An 18987-nucleotide genomic window follows, 5' to 3' on the forward strand; every position below is an offset into this window, starting at 1 on the left:
ATGTCGGCCCCTTTGTTCAGCGCACCAGCCCGCGGCGGCGCAGGTACACCTGGCCGGCAGCGGCGAACAACGCGTCCAGTGCCAGTGCCAGCAGCGCGGTGGCGGCCGCGCCCAGCAGCAGCAGCGACTGGTTGTTCAGGTAGATGCCCGGGAAGATCAGTTCGCCCAGGCTGTTGGCACCGATCAGGAACGACAGCGGCACCGTGCCGACGTTGATCACCAGCGCAATGCGGATGCCGGCCAGCATCACCGGCAGCGCGTTGGGCAGTTCCACGCGCACCAGCCGCTGCACCGGGGTCATGCCGATGCCGCGCGCCGCTTCCAGCAGCGTGGGCGAAACGTTGCGCAGCCCCTCGTAGGTGTTGCGCACGATCGGCAGCAGCGAAGCCAGCCACAGCGCCAGGATCGCCGGGCGCTCGCCGATGCCGAGCACTGCCAGCGCGAGTGCCAGCACCGCCAGCGACGGCACCGTGTTGCCGACGTTGAAGACCTGCATCAGCCGGTCGGCCCAGCGGCGCATGCACGGGCGGCTCAGCGCGATGCCGGCCGGGATGCCGGTGGCCAGCGCCAGCGTCATCGAGATCGCGACCAGGCGCAGGTGGTCGGCAACGTCGTAAATCAGGCGTTCCTGATATTTCCGAATCACATCGACGCCGATCCACGCGACCAGTGCGGCGATCGCGGCAAGCGTCAGTCCTGCCCAGGCGAAAGACCGGGCCGATTGCTTTGACATACTCTCCCCTCTTCCGGCCGGAAAAGAGCGCAAGACGCCACTTCCAGATCGCGGAAAACAATATGGGCTGGTGGTTGCGGAGATGGAGGCGCCACCCGCCCGGTTCAGATTGCATTGCCGCCATGACCGGCACGATTGCCGGCGGACGGTCTGTGGGCCTTCCGCGTTGGCGGGGAGCCCGATTGACGGGATGCCGGCATGCGGCCGGACATTCCCTGAAGCGGCGCAACCGGCGACGCTTCAAGCGTGGCGACCAGTTGGCCTGTGGCAGCGCAGGTATTGAGGTTTTTCGACGCGCCGCCGATCCATCGGCCGTTGACTGGCAAGGGCTGGCGCGGAATCGGCCACCTTGCAACCCACATCAACGGATGACAATGAGAGCGCTATTATAGCGATCTTCTTTTATTTTGTCATCTTTCCGCCTTCCGGCGCCAAATTTGCGGCAATTTTATGCTTTTGGGAGGCGTTCAGGGCACCGGTTTTCCCGGGCTTGCGGCGCCGGGTGCGCCGTTCCAATTTTGATAGCGACTCCTTCGCGCTATGCCTATGAGTAGAACAATCTGTTCCCTTCCCGCCCTCTACTCTTTCCCAGCCAAACCACTAAATTGACGGGGTAGCTGAAACGACGGGACCGCGCGGCACGATCGCAGCGCTTCCCGCCCACCGGAGAAAGACATGGACATCCGTACCCCCTTCACCACCGTTCCCGCCACCGCCGCGGAAAGCGTGCAACGCTCGCGCACCGTGGACCGCGTCGTGCGGGGCATCGCCACGTCCGACGGCGCCGGCGTCAAGCTGACCCGCGTGCTGACACAGAACCTGCAGCGCCGGCTGGACCCGTTCCTGATGCTCGATGCCTTCGGCACCGACAGCAAGGACGACTACATCGGCGGCTTCCCCGATCACCCGCACCGCGGCTTCGAGACCATCACCTACATGCTGGCCGGCCGCATGCGCCATCGCGACAGCGCCGGCAACGAAGGCCTGCTGCAGAACGGCGGCGCCCAGTGGATGGTGGCCGGCGCCGGCGTGGTGCACTCGGAAATGCCCGAGCAGGAAGACGGCCGCATGGAAGGCTTCCAGCTCTGGCTGAACCTGCCGGCCGCGGACAAGATGACCGCGCCGTGGTACCGCGACATGCCGTCGGCCGAGATTCCGACGGTGGCACTGGACAATGGGGGCACGGTTCGCGTGCTGGCCGGCGCCAGCCATGGCGTGGCCGGCGCGGTGGCGCGCCCGGTGACCGAGCCGCTCTACCTCGACGTGCACCTGCCGGCAGGCCAGGTGTTCACGCAGGCGCTGCCGGCCGGGCATAACGCCTTTGTGTACGTGTACCAGGGCGAGGTGTCGATCGGCGACGAGGGCGACGACGGCGACCGCGCGGTGGTCGAGGCCCAGCGCATGGGCGTACTGGACAACGCCGGCACGGCTGACGGCGTGGTGGTGCGGGCCAACGCCGACGCGCGCTTCCTGCTGATCGCCGGCAAGCCGCTGAACGAGCCGATTGCGCAGTACGGCCCGTTCGTGATGAACACGCAGGAGCAGATCTACCAGACGCTGGCGGATTTCCGGGATGGGCGATTCGCGACCATCGCGGCTGGGAACGGTGCCTGAGGACGGGCTCCAGGCCGTCACCGCGCCGCCGGCTTGCGCCCCTCTCCCGCCCGCGGGAGAGGGGCGCAAGGGGAGAAAACAATCTCAAAGGCCGCCGCCTCCACCAGGAGGCCGCGGCTTTTTTTCGTGCCGCAACCGGCACGCGACTTGCAACCCGCCTGCAACCGTTGCAGGGACTGGACACTCGCCCGTTTCAAGCCTTCCATCCCCTGCTCACTTATATAATTCGTCACCTATATCGAGCATCACCAGTTCATGATGAATGCTGCAATGCGTCGCGGCGATCCTGCGCCACGCACTGCCGCGCTTTGACTCATCCGACGTTGCTGCCCTCACAACAACCCGAGCCGCCTCAGTGACATCACAAACCCCTCCCAGGCTGGCGCTTTCCCATATCAGCAAGCGCTATCCGGGCGTCGTCGCCAACGACGACGTCAGCCTTACCGTCGCACCCGGCGAGATCCACGCGGTCCTGGGCGAGAACGGCGCCGGCAAATCCACCCTGATGAAGATCATCTTCGGCGCCGTCCGGCCCGATGCCGGCGAGATGCACTTCAACGGGGCGCCGGTCACGATCAACAGCCCGCACGATGCCCGCAACCTGGGCATTGCCATGGTGTTCCAGCATTTCTCGCTGTTCGACACGCTGACCGTGACCGAGAACATTGCGCTCGGCCTGCCGGCCAGCCAGCAAGGCAACATGAAGCAGCTGGCCGAGCGCATCCGCGCCACCGCCGAACGCTACGGCCTGCCGCTGGAACCGAACCGCCACGTGCACACGCTGTCGGTCGGCGAGCGCCAGCGCGTGGAGATCGTGCGCGCGCTGCTGGCCAATCCGCAGCTGCTGATCCTGGACGAGCCCACTTCGGTGCTGACGCCGCAGGCGGTGGAGACGCTCTTCGTCACGCTGCGCCAGCTGGCCGGCGAAGGCACCAGCATCCTCTACATCAGCCACAAGCTCGACGAGATCCGCGCGCTGTGCCATCACGCCACCGTGATGCGCATGGGCAAGGTCACCGGCGTGTGCGATCCGCGGCAGGAAACCGCGGCGTCGCTGTCGCGGCTGATGATCGGCGGCGAACCGCCGCGCGAGGCGCGCGTGACTGCCTTCCGCGGTCCGGTGCAACTGAGCGTGCAGGAGCTGTCGCTGCCGCGCGCGCATGCCTTCGCCACCGAGCTGAGCCGGATTTCGCTGGACCTGCATGCGGGCGAGGTCGTCGGCATCGCCGGCGTCTCCGGCAACGGCCAGCAGGAGTTGTTGGCGGCGCTCTCGGGCGAGGACACGCGCGCGGCCAGCGCATCGGTGCAGATCGGCGGCAGGCCGGTGGGCAAGCTCGACGCGCGCCGGCGCCGCCGCGCCGGCCTCGCCTTCGTGCCGGAGGAACGCCTGGGCCGTGGTGCTGTGCCGGGCATGAGCCTGGCTACCAATGTCCTGTTGTCGCACCAGACGCGACCCTACGTGCGCAAGGGCATGATCTCGCCGAAGGCCGCCACCGGGCTGGCCACGGCGGTGATCGACCGCTTCCGCGTCAAGGCCAGCGGACCGGATGCGCTGGCGCGCAGCCTGTCCGGCGGCAACCTGCAGAAATTCATTGTCGGCCGCGAGATCGAAAGCGGCCCGAGGGTATTGATCGTGGCGCAACCGACCTGGGGCGTGGACGTGGGCGCCGCGGCGCAGATCCATAACGAGATCCTGGCGCTGAAGGCCACCGGCTGCGCCATCCTGGTGGTGTCGGAAGAACTCGACGAGCTGTTCGCGATCTGCGACCGGCTGCACGTGATCGCCAAGGGCCACCTGTCGCCGTCGGTGCCGACCGAAACTGCCACGCGCGAGCAGGTCGGCCTGTGGATGAGCGGCTTGTGGCAAGGCGGCCCCGCCAAGGCACACCCGGCGGAGGTGGCAAACCATGGCTGATGTGCGACGCCTCCTCCCCCGCTCCCCGCTAACGCTGGCACCGCGCGGGCTGCCGTCGCGCACCATGGCCTATGCGTCGCCGGTGGTTGCGCTGGCGCTGACGCTGCTGTTCGGCGCGCTGCTGTTCCTGGTGCTGGGCAAGGACCCGGTGGCCGCGCTCAAGGTCTTCCTGGCGGATCCGCTGCGCGACAAGCGCGCGATCGGCGAGGTGCTGCTGAAGACGGTGCCGCTGGTGCTGTGCGCGCTGGGGCTTTCGGTGTGCTACCGGGCCAATGTGTGGAACATCGGCGCCGACGGCCAGCTGATTGCCGGCGGCATCTGCGCCGGTGCCGTGGTGCTGTATTTCGACGTGCCGGGGCAGGCCCTGAACGGCACCGTGGTTCTGGTACTGGCTTCGCTCGCCGGCATCGCCGGCGGCATGGCGTGGGCTTCGCTCACGGCGCTGCTGAAAGACAGGTTCAACGCCAACGAGATCCTGGTCTCGCTGATGCTCACCTATATCGCGCAGCAGTTGCTGCTGTGGGTGGTCAACGGGCCGCTGAAGGATCCCAATGGCATGAACTTCCCGCAGTCCAAGGTGTTCTCGTCCGAGTTCCTGCTGCCCAACCTGATGTCGGGCTCGCGCCTGCACGCCGGCTTTGCGGTGATGCTGGTGCTGGTGGTGGTGATGACGGTGTTCGTGTTCCGCAGCTTTGCCGGCTATCGCCTGCAGGTCGGCGGTACCGCGCCGGCGGCGGCGCGCTACGCGGGCTTTTCGGCGCGCAGCGCGTTGTGGAGCGCGCTGCTGATCTCGGGCGCGACCGCGGGGCTGGCAGGCGCGTTTGAAGTGGTCGGACCGATCGGCCAGTTGCTGCCGTCGATCTCGCCGGGCTACGGCTTCACCGCGATCATCGTCGCGTTTATCGGCCGGCTGCACCCGGTCGGCACCGTCTTCGGCGGCATCATGATGTCGCTGTTCTATATCGGCGGCGAGATGGCGCAATCGCGCCTGGGCCTGCCGTCGGCCATAGGCTGGGTGTTCCAGGGCATGCTGCTGTTCTTCCTGCTGGCCTGCGACACGCTGATCGAAAACCGCCTGCGCTGGCGCGCCACCACGGCCTGAGCGGAGCAAGAAAAAACATGGAACAACTCGCTCCCCTCATTGCCACCGCCATCAACGCCGGCACGCCGCTGCTGCTGGCGGCGCTGGGCCTGCTGATCAACGAACGCTCGGGCGTGCTCAACCTGGGCGCCGAAGGCATGATGCTGGTCGCCGCGGTGGCCGGCTTCATGGTCGGCTACCAGACCCAGTCGCCGATGCTCGGCTTTGCCGCCGGCGCGCTGGCCGGCATGCTGATGGCCACGCTGTTCTCGTGGCTGGCGCTGGTGCTGGCCACCAACCAGGTCGCCACCGGCCTGGCGCTGTCGATCTTCGGCACCGGGCTGTCGGCCTTCATGGGCCAGCGCTTCGTCGGCTTCGCCATGCCGGCGCAGGCCAAGGCCGTGCCGGGACTGGCCAACCTGCCTTTCTTCGGTCCGGCGTTCTTCCAGCATCACTGGATGGTCTATTTCAGCCTGCTGCTGTGCCTTGCCATCATGTGGTTCCTGTTCCGCACGCGCGCCGGCCTGACGCTGCGCGCGATCGGCGAGTCGCCGGAATCCGCGCACGCGCTGGGCTATCCCGTGCGCACCATCCGCTTCGGCGCGCTGCTGTTCGGCGGCGCCTGCTGCGGGCTGGCGGGCGCCTACCTGTCGCTGGTCTATACCCCGATGTGGGTCGAGAACCTGGTCGCCGGCCGCGGCTGGATCGCGCTGGCGCTGACCACCTTCGCCACCTGGCGTCCGGGCCGCGTGCTGATCGGCGCGTGGCTGTTCGGCGGCGTGACCATCCTGCAGTTCTACCTGCAGGGCATCGGCGTATCGGTGCCCTCGCAGTTCCTGTCGATGCTGCCGTACGCGGCCACCATCGTGGTGCTGGCGCTGATCTCGCGCAACCCCGCGTGGATACGGCTGAACATGCCGGCATCGCTGGGGAAGCCGTTCCGGCCCGGCAATGCCTGATCGCCAGTATCTGATCGATTTTTTTGACGGAAATCCCCGAGCTACCAAACAATTCACACAAGGAGAAATCATGATCGTCACGCGCAGGAAGACCCTGGCGGCGCTGGCCGCCACCGCAGTGCTGGCCCTGGCCGGCTGTGGCAAGAAGGAAGCCGAGAAGCCTGCCGAGACCGCCGGCCCGGCCTCCGCGCCGGCTGCCGCTGCCGCGGGCGAACCGCTCAAGGTCGCCTTCGTCTATATCGGACCGGTCGGCGATGCCGGCTGGACCTACGCGCATGACAACGGCCGCAAGGCCGTGGAAGAAAAATTCGGCAGCAAGGTCAAGACCACCTTCGTCGAAAACGTGCCCGAATCCGCCGCCGACGCCGAGCGCGTGTTCCGCGACCTGGCCAGCCAGGGCAACAAGCTGATCTTCGGCACTACCTTCGGCTACATGGAGTCGATGCTCAAGGTCGCCAAGGAATTCCCGGACGTGAAATTCGAGCACGCCACCGGCTTCAAGACCGCCGACAACCTGGCCCAGTACGACGTGCGCACCTATGAAGGCGCGTACCTGGCCGGCGTGGTCGCCGGCAAGATGAGCAAGACCGGCAAGATGGGCGTGGTCGCGTCGGTGCCCATCCCAGAAGTGATCCGCAATATCGACTCGTTCACGCTGGGCGCGCGCAGCGTCAATCCGAACGCCACGGTCAAGGTGGTGTGGGTCAACAAGTGGTTCGACCCGGGCAAGGAGCGCGAAGCCGCCACCACGCTGATCGGCCAGGGCGTCGACATGCTGATGCAGAACACCGACTCCGCCGCGGTGGTGCAGACCGCGCAGGAGAAGGGCGTGCATGCCTTCGGCTGGGACAGCGACATGACCAAGTTCGGCGACAAGGCCCACCTGGCCGCGTCGGTGATCTCGTGGGGCGTCTACTACAACAAGGTGGTGGAAGACGTGCTGAACAACCAGTGGAAGAACGGCACCACGTGGTGGGGCCTGAAGGAAGGCATGATCGACCTGAAGTCGTTCAACGCGGTCGTGCCCGAAGATGTGAAGAAGCTGGTCGAGGAGCGCAAGAAGGGCATTGCCGATGGCAGCGCGCCGATCTGGAAGGGTCCGATCAAGGACAACACCGGGACCGAGCAGCTGGCGAAGGATCAGGTCGCGGATGACAAGTTCCTGCACGGCGTGAAGTTCTATGTCGAGGGTGTGGAAGGGAAGATTCCGGGCTGATTGGTAGTGATCCAAAGCCGCTCGGGCTGACCCAAAGCGAGGTGCACCCATGCGGCCCGAGCCTGCCTTGGCAAGGTGTTCTCCCTCTCCCCTCAGGGGAGAGGGTTGGGGTGAGGGGTGGGTTAGCTAGAGACCACGTCAACCGAAGCCTTCGGTTTTAACCTGCGAGCGTTAGCAACCCTCCTGCCCTCCCCCCGGCCTTTTCCCGCGCGCGGGAGAGGGAGCATATCTCCCATCACATTGCCTCCGCGGAACTTGAAGCCGACAACAACGGCCCAAGCTATCTGCGTATGCGCCAGTGTCAGGCGCGCGCCATGTGAAGGAGGCCTCTCATGTTGAAGCGATTTTCGGCCCTGTGGACGCTGGTACGCCGCGACGGGCGGCTGTTCTGGTACGCGCTGCGCCACCCGGATGCCCCGGCATGGCTGAAACCCGCGGCGATCGGGCTGCTGCTGTACGCGATTTCGCCGATCGACCTCGTGCCTGACGTGGTCGCCGGGCTTGGCATCATCGACGACGTGGTGCTGATCCCGCTGGCCGTCCACCTGATCCTGAAGCGCCTGCCGCCGCATATCCTGCGCCAGGCGCAGGCGCGCGCCACAGCCACCACGGTCCGGCCGCACTGAAGCCGCCAAAGAAAAATCCCCGGGGCACTCGCTGCGCCGGGGATTTTTTTGCCTGCGCGGAACCGGATTCAGCGCGGCAGCAGGATGGTCGAGCCGGTGGTCTTGCGCGCTTCCAGGTCGCGGTGCGCCTGCGCCACTTCCGACAACGCATATTGCTGGCGGATATCGACCTTGACCTTGCCGGTCGTGACCGCATCGAACAGGTCGGCCACCATCGGCTCGAGCAGCTCGCGGTGCACCACGTAGGTCATCAGCGTCGGGCGCGTCAGCCGCAGCGAACCCTTGTTGCCGAGCACCGAGAGGTCGAACGGCGGCACCGGGCCCGAAGCATTGCCGAAGCTCACCATGGTGCCGCGCGGCGCCAGGCAGTCGAGCGAGCCCTGGAACGTGTCCTTGCCGATCGAGTCATAGACCGCCGGCACGCCCTTGCCGTTGGTGATTTCCTTGACGCGGTCGACGAACGACTCGCGCGTGTAGACGATGGTATGGGCGCAGCCGTTGGCGCGCGCCAGCTCTGCCTTCTCGTCCGTGCCGACGGTGCCGATCACGGTCACGCCAAGCGCCTTGAGCCACTGGCTGACGATCAGGCCCACACCGCCGGCAGCCGCGTGCAGCAGCACCGTGTCGCCCGGCTGCGCCTGGTAGCTGTCGCGGATCAGGTATTGCGCGGTCAGGCCCTGCAGCATCATGGCCGCGGCGGTGTCGAACGGGATCGCGTCCGGCAGCCGCACCACGATATCGGCCGGCATCACGCGCACCTGCGCATACGCGCCGGTCGGACGGCCGGCATAGGCGACGCGGTCGCCCACGCTCACGTGGCCGACGCCCTCCCCCACGGCCTCGACCACTCCCGCGCCTTCCATGCCCAGGCCGCCCGGCAGCGGCTGCTTGTACAGGCCGGTGCGGAAATAGACGTCGATGTAGTTCAGGCCCACCGCTTCGTGGCGCACGCGCACCTGGCCGGGGCCGGGCTCGCCCACTTCCACATCGACCCACTGCATGACTTCAGGACCGCCGGTCTGCTCGATCCGGATGGCTTTGCTCATCTGCGTCGCTCCTAGTTGTGGTGTTGCATCGATCGGGGGAATTCAGCTTGCCTGCGCGCCGTCGGCCTCGTTGGCCAGGCCCGCGATCAACAGTTCGGCAGTAGCCACGTTGGTCGCGCACGGCACGTTGTGCACGTCGCACGCGCGCACCAGCGCGTTGATGTCGGGTTCATGCGGCTGCGGCGTCATCGGGTCGCGCAGGAACACCACGGCGCGCACGCGCCCTTCGGCCAGCTGCGCGCCGATCTGCAGGTCGCCGCCCCACGGCCCCGACAGCATGCGCGTCACTTCCAGTCCGACCTCGTCGATCAGGCGGCCGCCGGTCGTGCCGGTGGCCAGCAGCTCGCATTGCGAGAGGAACGCGCGATGGCGCGTAGCGAAGGCGACGATATCGTCCTTCTTGTGGTCGTGGGCGATCAGCGCGATGCGAGGGCGTGTCATCAGTAATTCCTGGTTGGGGTGGTGAGACTGCAGCAGGCTGGTGGAAATCAGAACGTGCCGGGGTAGGCGCCGCCGTCGATCAGCAGGTTCTGCCCGGTGATATAGGCAGCCTGGCGGCTGCACAGGAAGGCGCAGGCAGCGCCGAACTCGGCCGGCTCGCCGAAGCGGCGCGTCGGGTTCTGCGCGGCACGGCGCTGCGCCACTTCCTCGACGCTCAGGCCGGCCTTCTGGGCGCCGCCTTCCATGGTCTTGCGCAGGCGATCGGTATTGAACGGCCCGGGCAGCAGGTTGTTGATGGTCACGCCATGCTGCGCCACTTCGCGCGCCACGCCCGCGACAAAGCCGGTCAGGCCCGAGCGCGCGCCGTTGGACAGCCCCAGCACGTCGATCGGCGCCTTGACCGCGCCGCTGGTGATATTGATGATGCGGCCCCACTTGCGCGCGATCATGCCGTCGACGGTGGCCTTGATCAGCTCGATCGGGGTCAGCATGTTGGCGTCGAGCGCGGCGAGCCAGTCGCTGCGCTCCCAGTCGCGGAAGTTGCCCGGCGGCGGGCCGCCGGCGTTGTTGACCAGGATGTCGAGGTCGCCCAGCCTGGCGGCGGCGTCCAGCGCCGCCTTGCGGCCTTCGGGCGTGGTGATGTCGGTCGCCACCGCGATCACGCGGCGGCCATGGCGGGCGCGCAGGTCGGCGGCGGCCTTCTCCAGCGCCTCGGCGCCGCGCGCCACGATCACCACGTCAACGCCTTCCGCCGCGAGGGCGTCGGCGCAGGCCAGGCCAAGGCCCTTGCTGGCGCCGCACACCAGCGCATGCTTGCCACGCAATCCCATGTCCATGTGTTTCTCCTTTGTCTGTTGTGTTGGTACGGCCGGGAGCGCCCGGCCGATGCATCAATTTCTCTTTGCCGAGAGCAGGTACATGCCGCCCATCACCAGCGCGCCGCCGGCCAGCTGCACGCCGCTGATCGGCTCGCCCAGCAGCCAGTAGCCGAGCAACAGCGTCGATACCGGGCCGATCATGCCGGCCTGCGAGGCCAGCGGCGCACCGATGCGCGCCACCGCGACCATGGTCATCGACACGGGCAGCACCGTGCAGAACACCGCATTGACGAGTGACAGCCACATCACCGGCGCCGGCTGCGCCAGCTCGGCCACGGGCCGGCCCAGCGCCACATACTGGATCACGCAGCAGGCGGTGGACACGCACATCGCATAGGCCACCAGCCGCAGCGAGCCGATGCGCCGCACCAGCTCGCCGCTCAGGATCAGGTAGACAGCGTACGTCATGGCACTGCCCAGGACCAGCGCGCCGCCCAGCCACACCTGGCCGCCGCTGACGTCGAGGTCATGGGCAAAGACCAGTACGATGCCGGCATACGCCAGCAGCAGCGACAGCCACTGGCGCGAACTGATCGGCCGCCGGAACACCAGCGCGGTGGCCAGCAGCACGAACGACGGCGTCAGGAACAGGATCAGCCGCTCCAGCCCGGCGGTGATGTACTGCAGGCCGATGAAATCCAGGAAGCTCGACAGGTAATAGCCGATGAAGCCGAGGAACACCACGCGCCCGCGGTCCGCCCACGACAGCGGCGCCAGGCGGCGCGACTGCCACCAGCCGATCGCCATGAACAGCGGCACGGCGAACAGCATGCGCAGCGTCAGCACCATCACGGCATCGACGTTGTAGCGGTACATCAGCTTGGCGACGATCGCCTTGGCGGAGAACAGCACCGCGCCGACGGCGGCGATGGCAAGACCCGCGCGCTGCGGCGACGGCAGCGCGGCAGGCGCGGCGAGGGACTTCTGGGAGACGGACACGGGAATACGTGGAAAGCGGGCCGCAGGGCCGGCGCACCGGCCCCGCGCGGCCCCGCGAAGCGACCCGACGATTGTATTCGAAAAGACGCAACCGCATCGGCGGTGCCCCCGGCCCTGCCCTGCCTGCGGCCTATCCCCTACAATGGCCGCGCGCCGCCTGCGTCACGGCCGGCGCCACAATAACAACCCCAGGAGACTTCTCGCCATGCCAATCCACCCCGCACACGCCGGCCGCCGCGCGCTGCTGCTCGCTGCCCTGACCGGGGCCGCGGCGCTCGCCGCCAGCTTCAGCGCCGCCGCCGCGCCCGGCGACGGCTATCCGTCCCGTCCGATCCGCTTTGTCGTGCCCTACGCCGCCGGCGGCACCACCGACCTGGTGGCGCGCACGGTCGGCCAGCGCGTGGGCGAGAAGCTCGGCCAGCCGGTGGTGATCGAAAACCGCCCCGGCGCCGGCGGCAACGTAGGCATGGACGCGGTGGCCAAGGCCGCGCCGGACGGCTACACCATCGGCTTCGGCGCGATCTCCACCAACGCGCTCAACCCGCATATCTACAAGCAGGTGCCGTTCGACCCGCGCAAGGACTTCACCGCGATCAGCCTGCTCGGCACGTCGACCATCGTGCTGGAGGTCAGCCCGGCGCTGCCGGTGAAGACCGTCAAGGAACTGGTGGCCTACGCCAAGGCCAACCCGGGGCTGACCTATGCGACGGCGGGCACCGGCACCTCGATGCACCTGGCCGGCGCGATGTTCGCGCAGATGACGCAGACCAGCCTGACGCATGCGCCTTACAAGGGCAGCAGCCCGGCCATCAACGACATGCTGGGCGGCCATATCAGCGTGATGTTCGACAACCTGCCGGCATCGCTGCCGCATATCCAGGCGGGCAAGCTGCGTGCGCTGGCGGTGGCCGGCAAGCAGCGCTCGCCTTCGCTGCCCGACGTGCCGACGCTGGCCGAGGCGGGCTTGCAGGGCTATGCGGTCGAGCCATGGTTCGGGGTCTTTGGTCCGGCCAACCTGCCGGCGCCGGTGGTGCAGGCGCTGAACAGCGCCTTCGTCGAGGCGCTGGCCCGTCCCGATGTGCGCGAGAAGCTGGTGCAGGCGGGCTTCAATCCCAAGGGATCGAGCGCGGCCGAACTGCAGGCGCTGACGCAGTCGGAATACGAGCGCTTCGGCACGGTGGCGAAGACTGCCGGGATCACTGTGGAGTAGTAGCAGTAGCGGACCAGCAGGCAGCGGATATACTCGGGGCACGCTCATCCAACGCATCACCATCGACGTGCCCAACCCCTCCGCATCCTCCGCATCGTCAGCAGACCAGGCCGCCCCCGACTACGATTTCACCGAGCAGGTGGGCCACCTGCTGCGCCGCGCGTACCAGCGCCACGTGGCGATCTTCCAGCAGACCATCCCGGATTCGCAGCTCACCGCGGCGCAGTTCGTGGTGCTGTGCGCGGTCAGGGACCGGCAGCCGTGCTCGCTGAATGAAGTGGTGCGCGCCACGGCGATCGACCAGGCGACGGTGCGCGGCATCATCGAGCGGCTGAAGGCACGCAAGCTGATTGCGGTGTCGCATGACCCGAACGACCGGCGCAAGGTGGTGGTGACGGTGACCCCCGGGGGGCTGGCGTTGATCGACGAGACGGTGCCGTTTGCGAAGCAGATCTCGGAGCAGACGTTTGGCAGCCTGAATCCGGCGGAGCGAGTGGCGGTGACTTACCTGCTGCGGAAGATGAGCGAGATCGATGAGGGGAATGGCGGCGTGTAAGTGAGACCTCCACCATGCCGCCGGTTTGCTCCCCCTCTCCCGCTTGCGGGAGAGGGGGCACACCACCAGTTGGTTAAGGGCGCTCGCTCCTTAGCGCCGCCAACACCGTCTCCGGCACGAACGGCGGCCGCCGCAGACGCATGCCGATCGCATCGAACAACGCATTGGCAATTGCCGGCGCCCCCGGCAGCGATGCCGACTCCCCTGCACCCATCGGCGGCTCTTCCTGCCGCGGCATCAGCACCACCTCGATCGGCGGGATCTCCGGAAAGGTCAGCAACGGATAGCTGCCCCACTCGCGGCTGGCGACACCGTCGGCGTCGAAGCGCACCTGCTCCTTCAACACCCGGCTCAAGGCCTGCACCACGTTGCCGTGGATCTGGTGGCGCACGCCGTCCGGGTTGACCATCATGCCGGTGTCCTGCCCGACCACCAGTTTCTCCACGGCGATGCGGCCCGTTGCCGCCTCCACCGCCACGTCGACCACCCATGCCGCCCATGCCGCGCCGAAGCCTGGGAAGCGGCTGTGGATATAGCGCGCATAGGCAACGCCGCGCCCGCGCAGCATGCCGTCGTTGCCAGCCTTGCCACGCGAACCGTGCGCGCCCCGCTGCCAGCCCGCCGCGTCGGCCACCGCGCGCAGCAGTTCGGCTGCGCGCGTGTCCGGCAAATGACGCAGCCGGAAATCGATCGGATCGGCGCCGGCTTCGGCAGCCAGTTCATCGATCACGCATTCATGCGCGAACGAATTCGGCAGCGCCGATACGCCACGCAACCATGACGCGCGCACGATGGCGGGCGTGTCGTCGCAGCCGATGCGGCGCGCGCGGTAGTCATACGGCGGCACCGCGGTGCGGTCGCCCATTTCCAGCGTGCGCGGCGCGTTAGGCACGATGCCGGCGAGCACCAGCGCCAGCGTCGGCGCATCGTTGGACGGATAGCGGCTGGTGAAGTCATAGCCGAGCAGTTCGCCGTCGGCGCCCAGCGTTGCGCTGACATCCATCAGCTGGGCCGCGCCCTTGGGTTCCCACAGGTGCTCCTGCTCGCGCGACAGCTGCACGCGCACCGCATGGCCGACGGCGCGCGACAGCAGCGCGGCATCGGCGCAGACATCGTCCGCGCAATTGCGGCCGTAGCAGCCCGAGGCTTCCATGCGCACGATCTCGATGCGGTCCTCGCCCAGCCCGCACAGGCGTGCCAGGTCGATGCGCAGAACATGCGGATTCTGCGTGCCCGACCATACCGTCAGGCCATCCTCATGCCAGTCCGCAACCGCGCATGAGGGGCCGATCGAACCGTGCATCTGGTATGGCCAGACGTAATGGCGATCCAGCGTCTTGCCGGTACCGGCCGTAGGCATCTCGCCGTCATTCAGCAGTTCGCGCCGCGTTGCGGGGTTGGCGCGCAGCGCGGGTTCAGGGTCGGCGAGCGACGGCATCGGCGGCACGGGTTTCCACTGCACCCGCAGCTTGCGCGCGGCAAGCACCGCGTACTCTTCACGCTCGGCCACCACGCCGACGAAGTCGCCCTGCACCACCACGTCGACCAGTCCCGGCACATCGCGCACCGATTCGCGGTCGACCGCGAGCAGGCTGTTGCCGACGAAGCCGCCGCTGTCGCGCCCGGCGTAAGGTGGCCGCACCACGCGCCCATGCAGCATGCCGGGCACGCGCACGTCATGGACGAAAGTCAGCACGCCGCGCGCCTTGTCGGGGATATCGACGCGTCCGGCCGGGTGGCCGACGATGCGGTAGGAGTCCACCGGCTTGGTCGGCACCTCATCGGCCAGCGGAAGCGCCACGTGCTCGCCTTGCACCAGCGCGCCATAGCCGATGGCGGCGTCGGCCCCGCGCACGCGGAACTCGCCATCCTGCGCTTCCAGCTGGCCGGGCGCCACGCCAAGCTGTTGCGCGGCGCGTGCCAGCAGCCACGCGCGCGCCTGCGCCGCGGCACGGCGCAGCGGGATGGCCGAAATCTGGATCGATGCGCTGGCGATGGTCGGCCCCTGGTTGGGGGTGGCTTCGGTATGGCCCAGCACCAAGCGCACCCGCGACAGCGGCACGTCGAGTTCTTCCGCCACGATCTGCGCCAGCGCCGTGCGGATGCCGGTGCCAAGGTCGACATGGCCGTTGAAGGCCAGCACCTCGCCACTGTCGCGCACGGCGATGAAGATATCGGGCAGCGCCGGCACGTAGTCCGACGCCGCGCCGGGCTGGCCGGGCGCGGGACGCGCCGCCGCCTGCGGCGCGCGCGTGACCAGCAGCACGCCGACGGCCTGCAGCAACGCCAGCCGCAGTGCGCGCGGCGTGGCGAGATCGGCCTGTGCCGCGGGTTGCAGCGTTGTTGCGGTCATCGTCTTCCCATCTCCTTCAACGGGGCCCCCGTTATACTGCCAGCCAACGGAGTCAGAGCCACCCAATCATCATGACGAACACCACCGCGGCGAAACCTGCCGCCAAGCAGGCTCCCAAGCGGGCTGCCCCAGGCACGCGGGCCAGGCAGGCGCAGGACAGCCGCGACCGCATCCTGAAAGCGGCGATCAAGGTCTTCGCCCAGCGCGGCTATGACGGCGGCCGCATCGAACGCATTTCGTCGCTGGCCAAGACCTATGACCGGATGATCTACTACTACTTCGGCAGCAAGGAAAAGCTGTTCGTCGAAGTGCTGGAGACCATCTACCTGCAGCTCAACGAAGCCGAGCAGCAGCTCGAGCAGGAACTCGACGCCGCCGACCCGGTGCGCGCGCTGTCGCAGCTGGTCGACTTCATCTGGCAGTACTACCTCGACCACCCCGAATTCGTCGCGATCCTGTCCAGCGAGAACATGAGCCAGGGCAAGCACGCGAAGAAGTCGGTCCGCCTCAAGGAAATCTCCAGCTACGCGCTGTCGGTGCTCGACGGGATCCTCACACGCGGCAAGTCCGCCGGGCTATTCCGTTCCGAGACCAGCGCGCGCGATGTCTACATGGTGATCGCCTCGCTCGGCTACTTCTACAACTCCAACCATCATACGCTCAGCGCCTTCCTGGGCGAGGCCATGATGAGCCCGCCCGCCTTGGCGCACTGGCGCGATGTGATCCAGCAGACAGTGCTGCGCACGGTGACGCTGCCCGGCGCCGTGCCGGAAGCCAGCGTGCCGCCGGCTACGCCGGCGCGCAAGGCCGCACGCAACAGGCGCGCGGCTGCAGGCTGAGACGCGGCGCCGGGTCGCCTCAGGCGGCGGCGCGGACGCCCTCACCCGCAATCCGCGCCAGCGCCTCGTCGCGCGCCAGCACGGTCGCGTACTTCTGCGCCATGTCGAACAGGTTGGCATCGTGCGGCCCGATGGCGCGGTCGCCCACGCAATCGGACACCACCAGCGGGCGGAAGCCCAGCGACATCGCATCGACCACGCTGGCGCGCACGCAGCCGCTGGTGACGCAGCCGGCCACCAGCAGCGTCTGCACGCCGCGCTGCGTCAGCCACGCCGCCAGCGAGGTGCCGAAGAACGCCGACGGCACCGTCTTGCGCACCACCAGCTCGCCCGGCGCGGGCACGAGCTCGGGCACGAGCTGGCTGTTGTGGCCATCTTCCTTCAGCGTCAGCATGCCGGGCACCTTCAGCGTGAAGATGTTGTGGTCACTGTCGTCGTCGGCGAACACGATGCGGCTGTGCGCCACCGGCCAGCCCTGCTCGCGCGCGGCGCGCAGCAGCGGCTGCGTGTTGCGGATTGCCTCGGGGATATTGCCGCCACCGAACACGGCCGGGTCGGCAAAGCCGTTGACGAAGTCGATGATCAGCAGCCCGTACGGCGCTTTCAATTCCATCGACGCGCCGAACCCTTGGCGCTGGTAGGTCTGCACTGCGTCATCCATGGCGCGAATCCTTGTAGAGCGATGCGGCGGGAGCATGGTGCCCGTCCATCACCTTGCCGCGCACCACCACCGGCTCGCCGTCGAGGCTGACCGTGCAGTGGCGCACCGGGATATCGATATGGCAGGCAGTGGTGCGGCTGCCGCCTGCCTCGTTGTTGGGGCCGAACGAGCACAGGAAATTGCCTTCATACGCACGCGCGTCCATGCCGATGGTGGCCTCGCGGTCGTACATCGCCAGCGCCGACCAGCTGGCGCGCGGCTGCAGGCCCCAGCCGATATGCGACATCGCATACGCTTCCGGGTCGTTGAACGAGGCCATGTAGTCGGCCAGCAGCTCGGCATCGACACCGCCTTCGATGCGGCGCACGTAGCCGGCCTCCACCGTGATGCGGATCGGCGCCTGCAGATAGGACTTCATCGGCAGCAGGATGTCGCCGCGGTCCAGCACGATGGTGCCGTTGGTGCCGCCCTCGTCCGGCCAGGTCAGCACGAAGCCGCTCGGCCAGTGGTCCCAGCGGCCGGGCTCGTCGACAAAGCCGTACTCGCTGATTGCCGGGAATTCACCCAGCCTGCAGCGCAGATCCATGCCCGCCTCGGACACGATATGCATCTCTCGCGCGCGGCCCAGCCGTTCAGTGGCAGCCTTGACGCGGGCGCGGTCGGCCTCGGTCGGCACCAACCGGGCCAGCACTTCGGGCGGCTCCACCGCCAGCAGGATCTTGGTGCCGCCGGACAGTATCTCGTGCTGCTCGGGCGAGAACAGCAGCGTCATCAGGTCCAGCACCAAATCGCTTGCTTTCAATGCGGCAATCGCCGCCGGATTGCCGGTCAGCGGCGTGGTGCCGAGATAGGCCAGTGCGTCGCGGCTGAGCGCCTTCTCGCCGTTAACCGGCGGCAGGTCGAGCCGGTTGACGATGGCGCCCATCGACTGCGCCGCCACCATCGCCGTACGCAGCGTCTGCGGATGCGTGGCCGCGCCGGTCAGCACGGTGACGGTCTGCCCCGGCTGCAGCCTCGACAGCGTCAGCACCTGCTTCCACGCCGCGGTCAGGTCGTAATCGCTTACGGGCATGTTCCCTCCTTGATCAGTTCAGCGCCGCGCCGAGGAAGTCGCCGAAGGCACGATAGAAGCCGGGCTCATCGTCCCACGGGATCATGTGGCCGGCATTGGCGACATGCGCGACCAGCAGCGCGGGCAGCAGCCTGCGCATTTCCTGCACGTCTTCCTCGCGGATCACGTCGCCGCGGCCCGCGGTCATCAGCAGGACCGGCACATCGACCTGCGGCAGGTCGGCGTGGATATCGTCTTCATGGAAGCCGTTGAAGCTGGCCAGGATCGCGCGCTCGTCGCAGGTATGCAGCCATTGCGCGCGCAGGCGCAGCTGGTCTTCAGTCCATGTGGGGCAGAAGCGGCGCATGCCTTCCGCGTCGATGCCCTGCTGTGCCAGCCGGATCGAATCGATGTACCACGGCAATTGCGCCGGATAGGCGCGGCGCCCCGGGCCCGACACCGGCGGATCGACCAGCACCAGCCGCGTCAGGCCAGCGGGCTTGCTATGCGCGGCGCGGATGCCGATGCGCGCGCCCATGGAATGGCCGACGATGGCGTAGCGCTGCAGCCCGAGCGCTTCGGCAAACGCGATCACGTCGGCGGCCTGCGCATCGAGGCTATAGTCCAGCTCCGCGCCGGCCTGCGACAGCCCGCGGCCGCGCACGTCGAGCACATAGGTATCGAACTGCCGCCCGAACTGCTCGCCGACGAAGCCCCACGTGACCGCCGGGCTGGTGATGCCGGGCACGATGATCAAGGCATCGCGCTGCGCGCGCGCGCCGTCCTGGCCGCCATAGCGCAGGTAGTGCTGCCGGATGCCATTGGCATGGACGTTGCCGCCGTAAAGGAAAGTACTGGTCGCCATGGCC

The 18987-nt window shown here is 67.8% G+C and carries 18 protein-coding genes; 9 read left to right on the plus strand and 9 right to left on the minus strand.

What is annotated here, in order from left to right; all coding sequences use genetic code 11:
• Positions 1–16 precede the first annotated feature (16 nt).
• Positions 17–733: an ABC transporter permease gene (locus ACAD63_RS17445; protein ID WP_133094073.1), complete on the minus strand. Its 717-nt coding sequence runs from the start codon at positions 731–733 to the stop codon at positions 17–19.
• Positions 734–1408: 675 nt separating this feature from the next.
• Here ACAD63_RS17445 and ACAD63_RS17450 point away from each other — a divergent pair.
• The 6 genes from ACAD63_RS17450 (at position 1409) to ACAD63_RS17475 (ending at position 8144) form a co-directional block, all read left to right on the plus strand.
• Positions 1409–2347, plus strand: coding sequence for a pirin family protein (locus tag ACAD63_RS17450; protein ID WP_434033046.1), 939 nt, complete (start codon positions 1409–1411; stop codon positions 2345–2347).
• A gap of 355 nt (positions 2348–2702) precedes the next feature.
• Positions 2703–4262 carry an ABC transporter ATP-binding protein gene (locus ACAD63_RS17455; RefSeq protein ID WP_133094071.1) on the plus strand — a complete coding sequence of 520 codons (1560 nt, stop codon included), beginning with the start codon at positions 2703–2705 and terminating at the stop codon, positions 4260–4262.
• Positions 4255–5364: an ABC transporter permease gene (locus tag ACAD63_RS17460; RefSeq protein WP_135704818.1), complete on the plus strand. Its 1110-nt coding sequence runs from the start codon at positions 4255–4257 to the stop codon at positions 5362–5364. The genes ACAD63_RS17455 and ACAD63_RS17460 overlap by 8 nt, the downstream gene beginning before the upstream one ends.
• A 17-nt stretch (positions 5365–5381) precedes the next feature.
• On the plus strand, positions 5382–6302 hold the full coding sequence (locus tag ACAD63_RS17465; protein WP_133094069.1) for an ABC transporter permease: 921 nt from the start codon (positions 5382–5384) through the stop codon (positions 6300–6302).
• A 70-nt stretch (positions 6303–6372) separates the two neighbouring features.
• A complete protein-coding gene (locus ACAD63_RS17470) occupies positions 6373–7518 on the plus strand; it encodes a BMP family ABC transporter substrate-binding protein (RefSeq protein ID WP_195428222.1) in 1146 nt (381 codons plus the stop codon).
• A gap of 332 nt (positions 7519–7850) precedes the next feature.
• Positions 7851–8144 carry a YkvA family protein gene (locus ACAD63_RS17475; RefSeq protein WP_062797448.1) on the plus strand — a complete coding sequence of 98 codons (294 nt, stop codon included), beginning with the start codon at positions 7851–7853 and terminating at the stop codon, positions 8142–8144.
• Between the two features lie 68 nt (positions 8145–8212).
• On the opposite strand, the gene ACAD63_RS17480 is transcribed toward ACAD63_RS17475, so the two are convergent.
• The 4 genes from ACAD63_RS17480 to ACAD63_RS17495 are packed head-to-tail and all read right to left on the minus strand — an operon-like array spanning position 8213 to position 11409.
• The gene (locus ACAD63_RS17480; protein WP_133094067.1) at positions 8213–9190 is read right to left on the minus strand and encodes a quinone oxidoreductase family protein; all 978 of its coding nucleotides are present in this window, start codon (positions 9188–9190) and stop codon (positions 8213–8215) included.
• A 42-nt stretch (positions 9191–9232) separates the two neighbouring features.
• On the minus strand, positions 9233–9634 hold the full coding sequence (locus ACAD63_RS17485) for a methylglyoxal synthase (protein WP_195428350.1): 402 nt from the start codon (positions 9632–9634) through the stop codon (positions 9233–9235).
• A 44-nt stretch (positions 9635–9678) separates the two neighbouring features.
• Positions 9679–10467 carry an SDR family oxidoreductase gene (locus ACAD63_RS17490; RefSeq protein WP_133094065.1) on the minus strand — a complete coding sequence of 263 codons (789 nt, stop codon included), beginning with the start codon at positions 10465–10467 and terminating at the stop codon, positions 9679–9681.
• A 54-nt stretch (positions 10468–10521) separates the two neighbouring features.
• Positions 10522–11409, minus strand: coding sequence for a DMT family transporter (locus tag ACAD63_RS17495; RefSeq protein WP_133094238.1), 888 nt, complete (start codon positions 11407–11409; stop codon positions 10522–10524).
• Between the two features lie 244 nt (positions 11410–11653).
• On the opposite strand from ACAD63_RS17495, the gene ACAD63_RS17500 reads away from it, so the two are divergent.
• Together ACAD63_RS17500 and ACAD63_RS17505 are read left to right on the plus strand one after the other, a co-directional pair.
• Positions 11654–12658 (plus strand): Bug family tripartite tricarboxylate transporter substrate binding protein, encoded by a 1005-nt coding sequence (locus tag ACAD63_RS17500; RefSeq protein ID WP_135704815.1) that lies wholly within the window; start codon positions 11654–11656, stop codon positions 12656–12658.
• 67 nt (positions 12659–12725) lie between these two features.
• The gene (locus ACAD63_RS17505; RefSeq protein WP_133094063.1) at positions 12726–13214 is read left to right on the plus strand and encodes a MarR family winged helix-turn-helix transcriptional regulator; all 489 of its coding nucleotides are present in this window, start codon (positions 12726–12728) and stop codon (positions 13212–13214) included.
• A 73-nt stretch (positions 13215–13287) separates the two neighbouring features.
• Here the strand turns inward: ACAD63_RS17505 and ACAD63_RS17510 are convergent, their stop codons facing one another.
• A complete protein-coding gene (locus tag ACAD63_RS17510; RefSeq protein ID WP_434033047.1) occupies positions 13288–15567 on the minus strand; it encodes a molybdopterin cofactor-binding domain-containing protein in 2280 nt (759 codons plus the stop codon).
• A 71-nt stretch (positions 15568–15638) separates the two neighbouring features.
• On the opposite strand from ACAD63_RS17510, the gene ACAD63_RS17515 reads away from it, so the two are divergent.
• Entirely contained in the window at positions 15639–16406 is a 768-nt protein-coding gene (locus ACAD63_RS17515) for a TetR/AcrR family transcriptional regulator (RefSeq protein ID WP_133094061.1), read from the plus strand.
• Between the two features lie 19 nt (positions 16407–16425).
• Here the strand turns inward: ACAD63_RS17515 and ACAD63_RS17520 are convergent, their stop codons facing one another.
• The 3 genes from ACAD63_RS17520 to ACAD63_RS17530 are packed head-to-tail and all read right to left on the minus strand — an operon-like array spanning position 16426 to position 18983.
• Positions 16426–17067 (minus strand): N-carbamoylsarcosine amidohydrolase, encoded by a 642-nt coding sequence (locus tag ACAD63_RS17520; protein ID WP_133094060.1) that lies wholly within the window; start codon positions 17065–17067, stop codon positions 16426–16428.
• Complete coding sequence (locus tag ACAD63_RS17525) at positions 17060–18139, minus strand: 2,5-dihydroxypyridine 5,6-dioxygenase (RefSeq protein WP_133094059.1); 1080 nt, start codon at positions 18137–18139, stop codon at positions 17060–17062. The genes ACAD63_RS17520 and ACAD63_RS17525 overlap by 8 nt, the downstream gene beginning before the upstream one ends.
• Before the next feature lie 13 nt (positions 18140–18152).
• Positions 18153–18983, minus strand: coding sequence for an alpha/beta fold hydrolase (locus ACAD63_RS17530; protein WP_133094058.1), 831 nt, complete (start codon positions 18981–18983; stop codon positions 18153–18155).
• Between the last annotated feature and the right edge of the window lie 4 nt (positions 18984–18987).

Origin of the sequence: Cupriavidus sp. a3 (assembly GCF_051015765.1) — a bacterium.
Lineage (GTDB): Bacteria > Pseudomonadota > Gammaproteobacteria > Burkholderiales > Burkholderiaceae > Cupriavidus > Cupriavidus oxalaticus_A.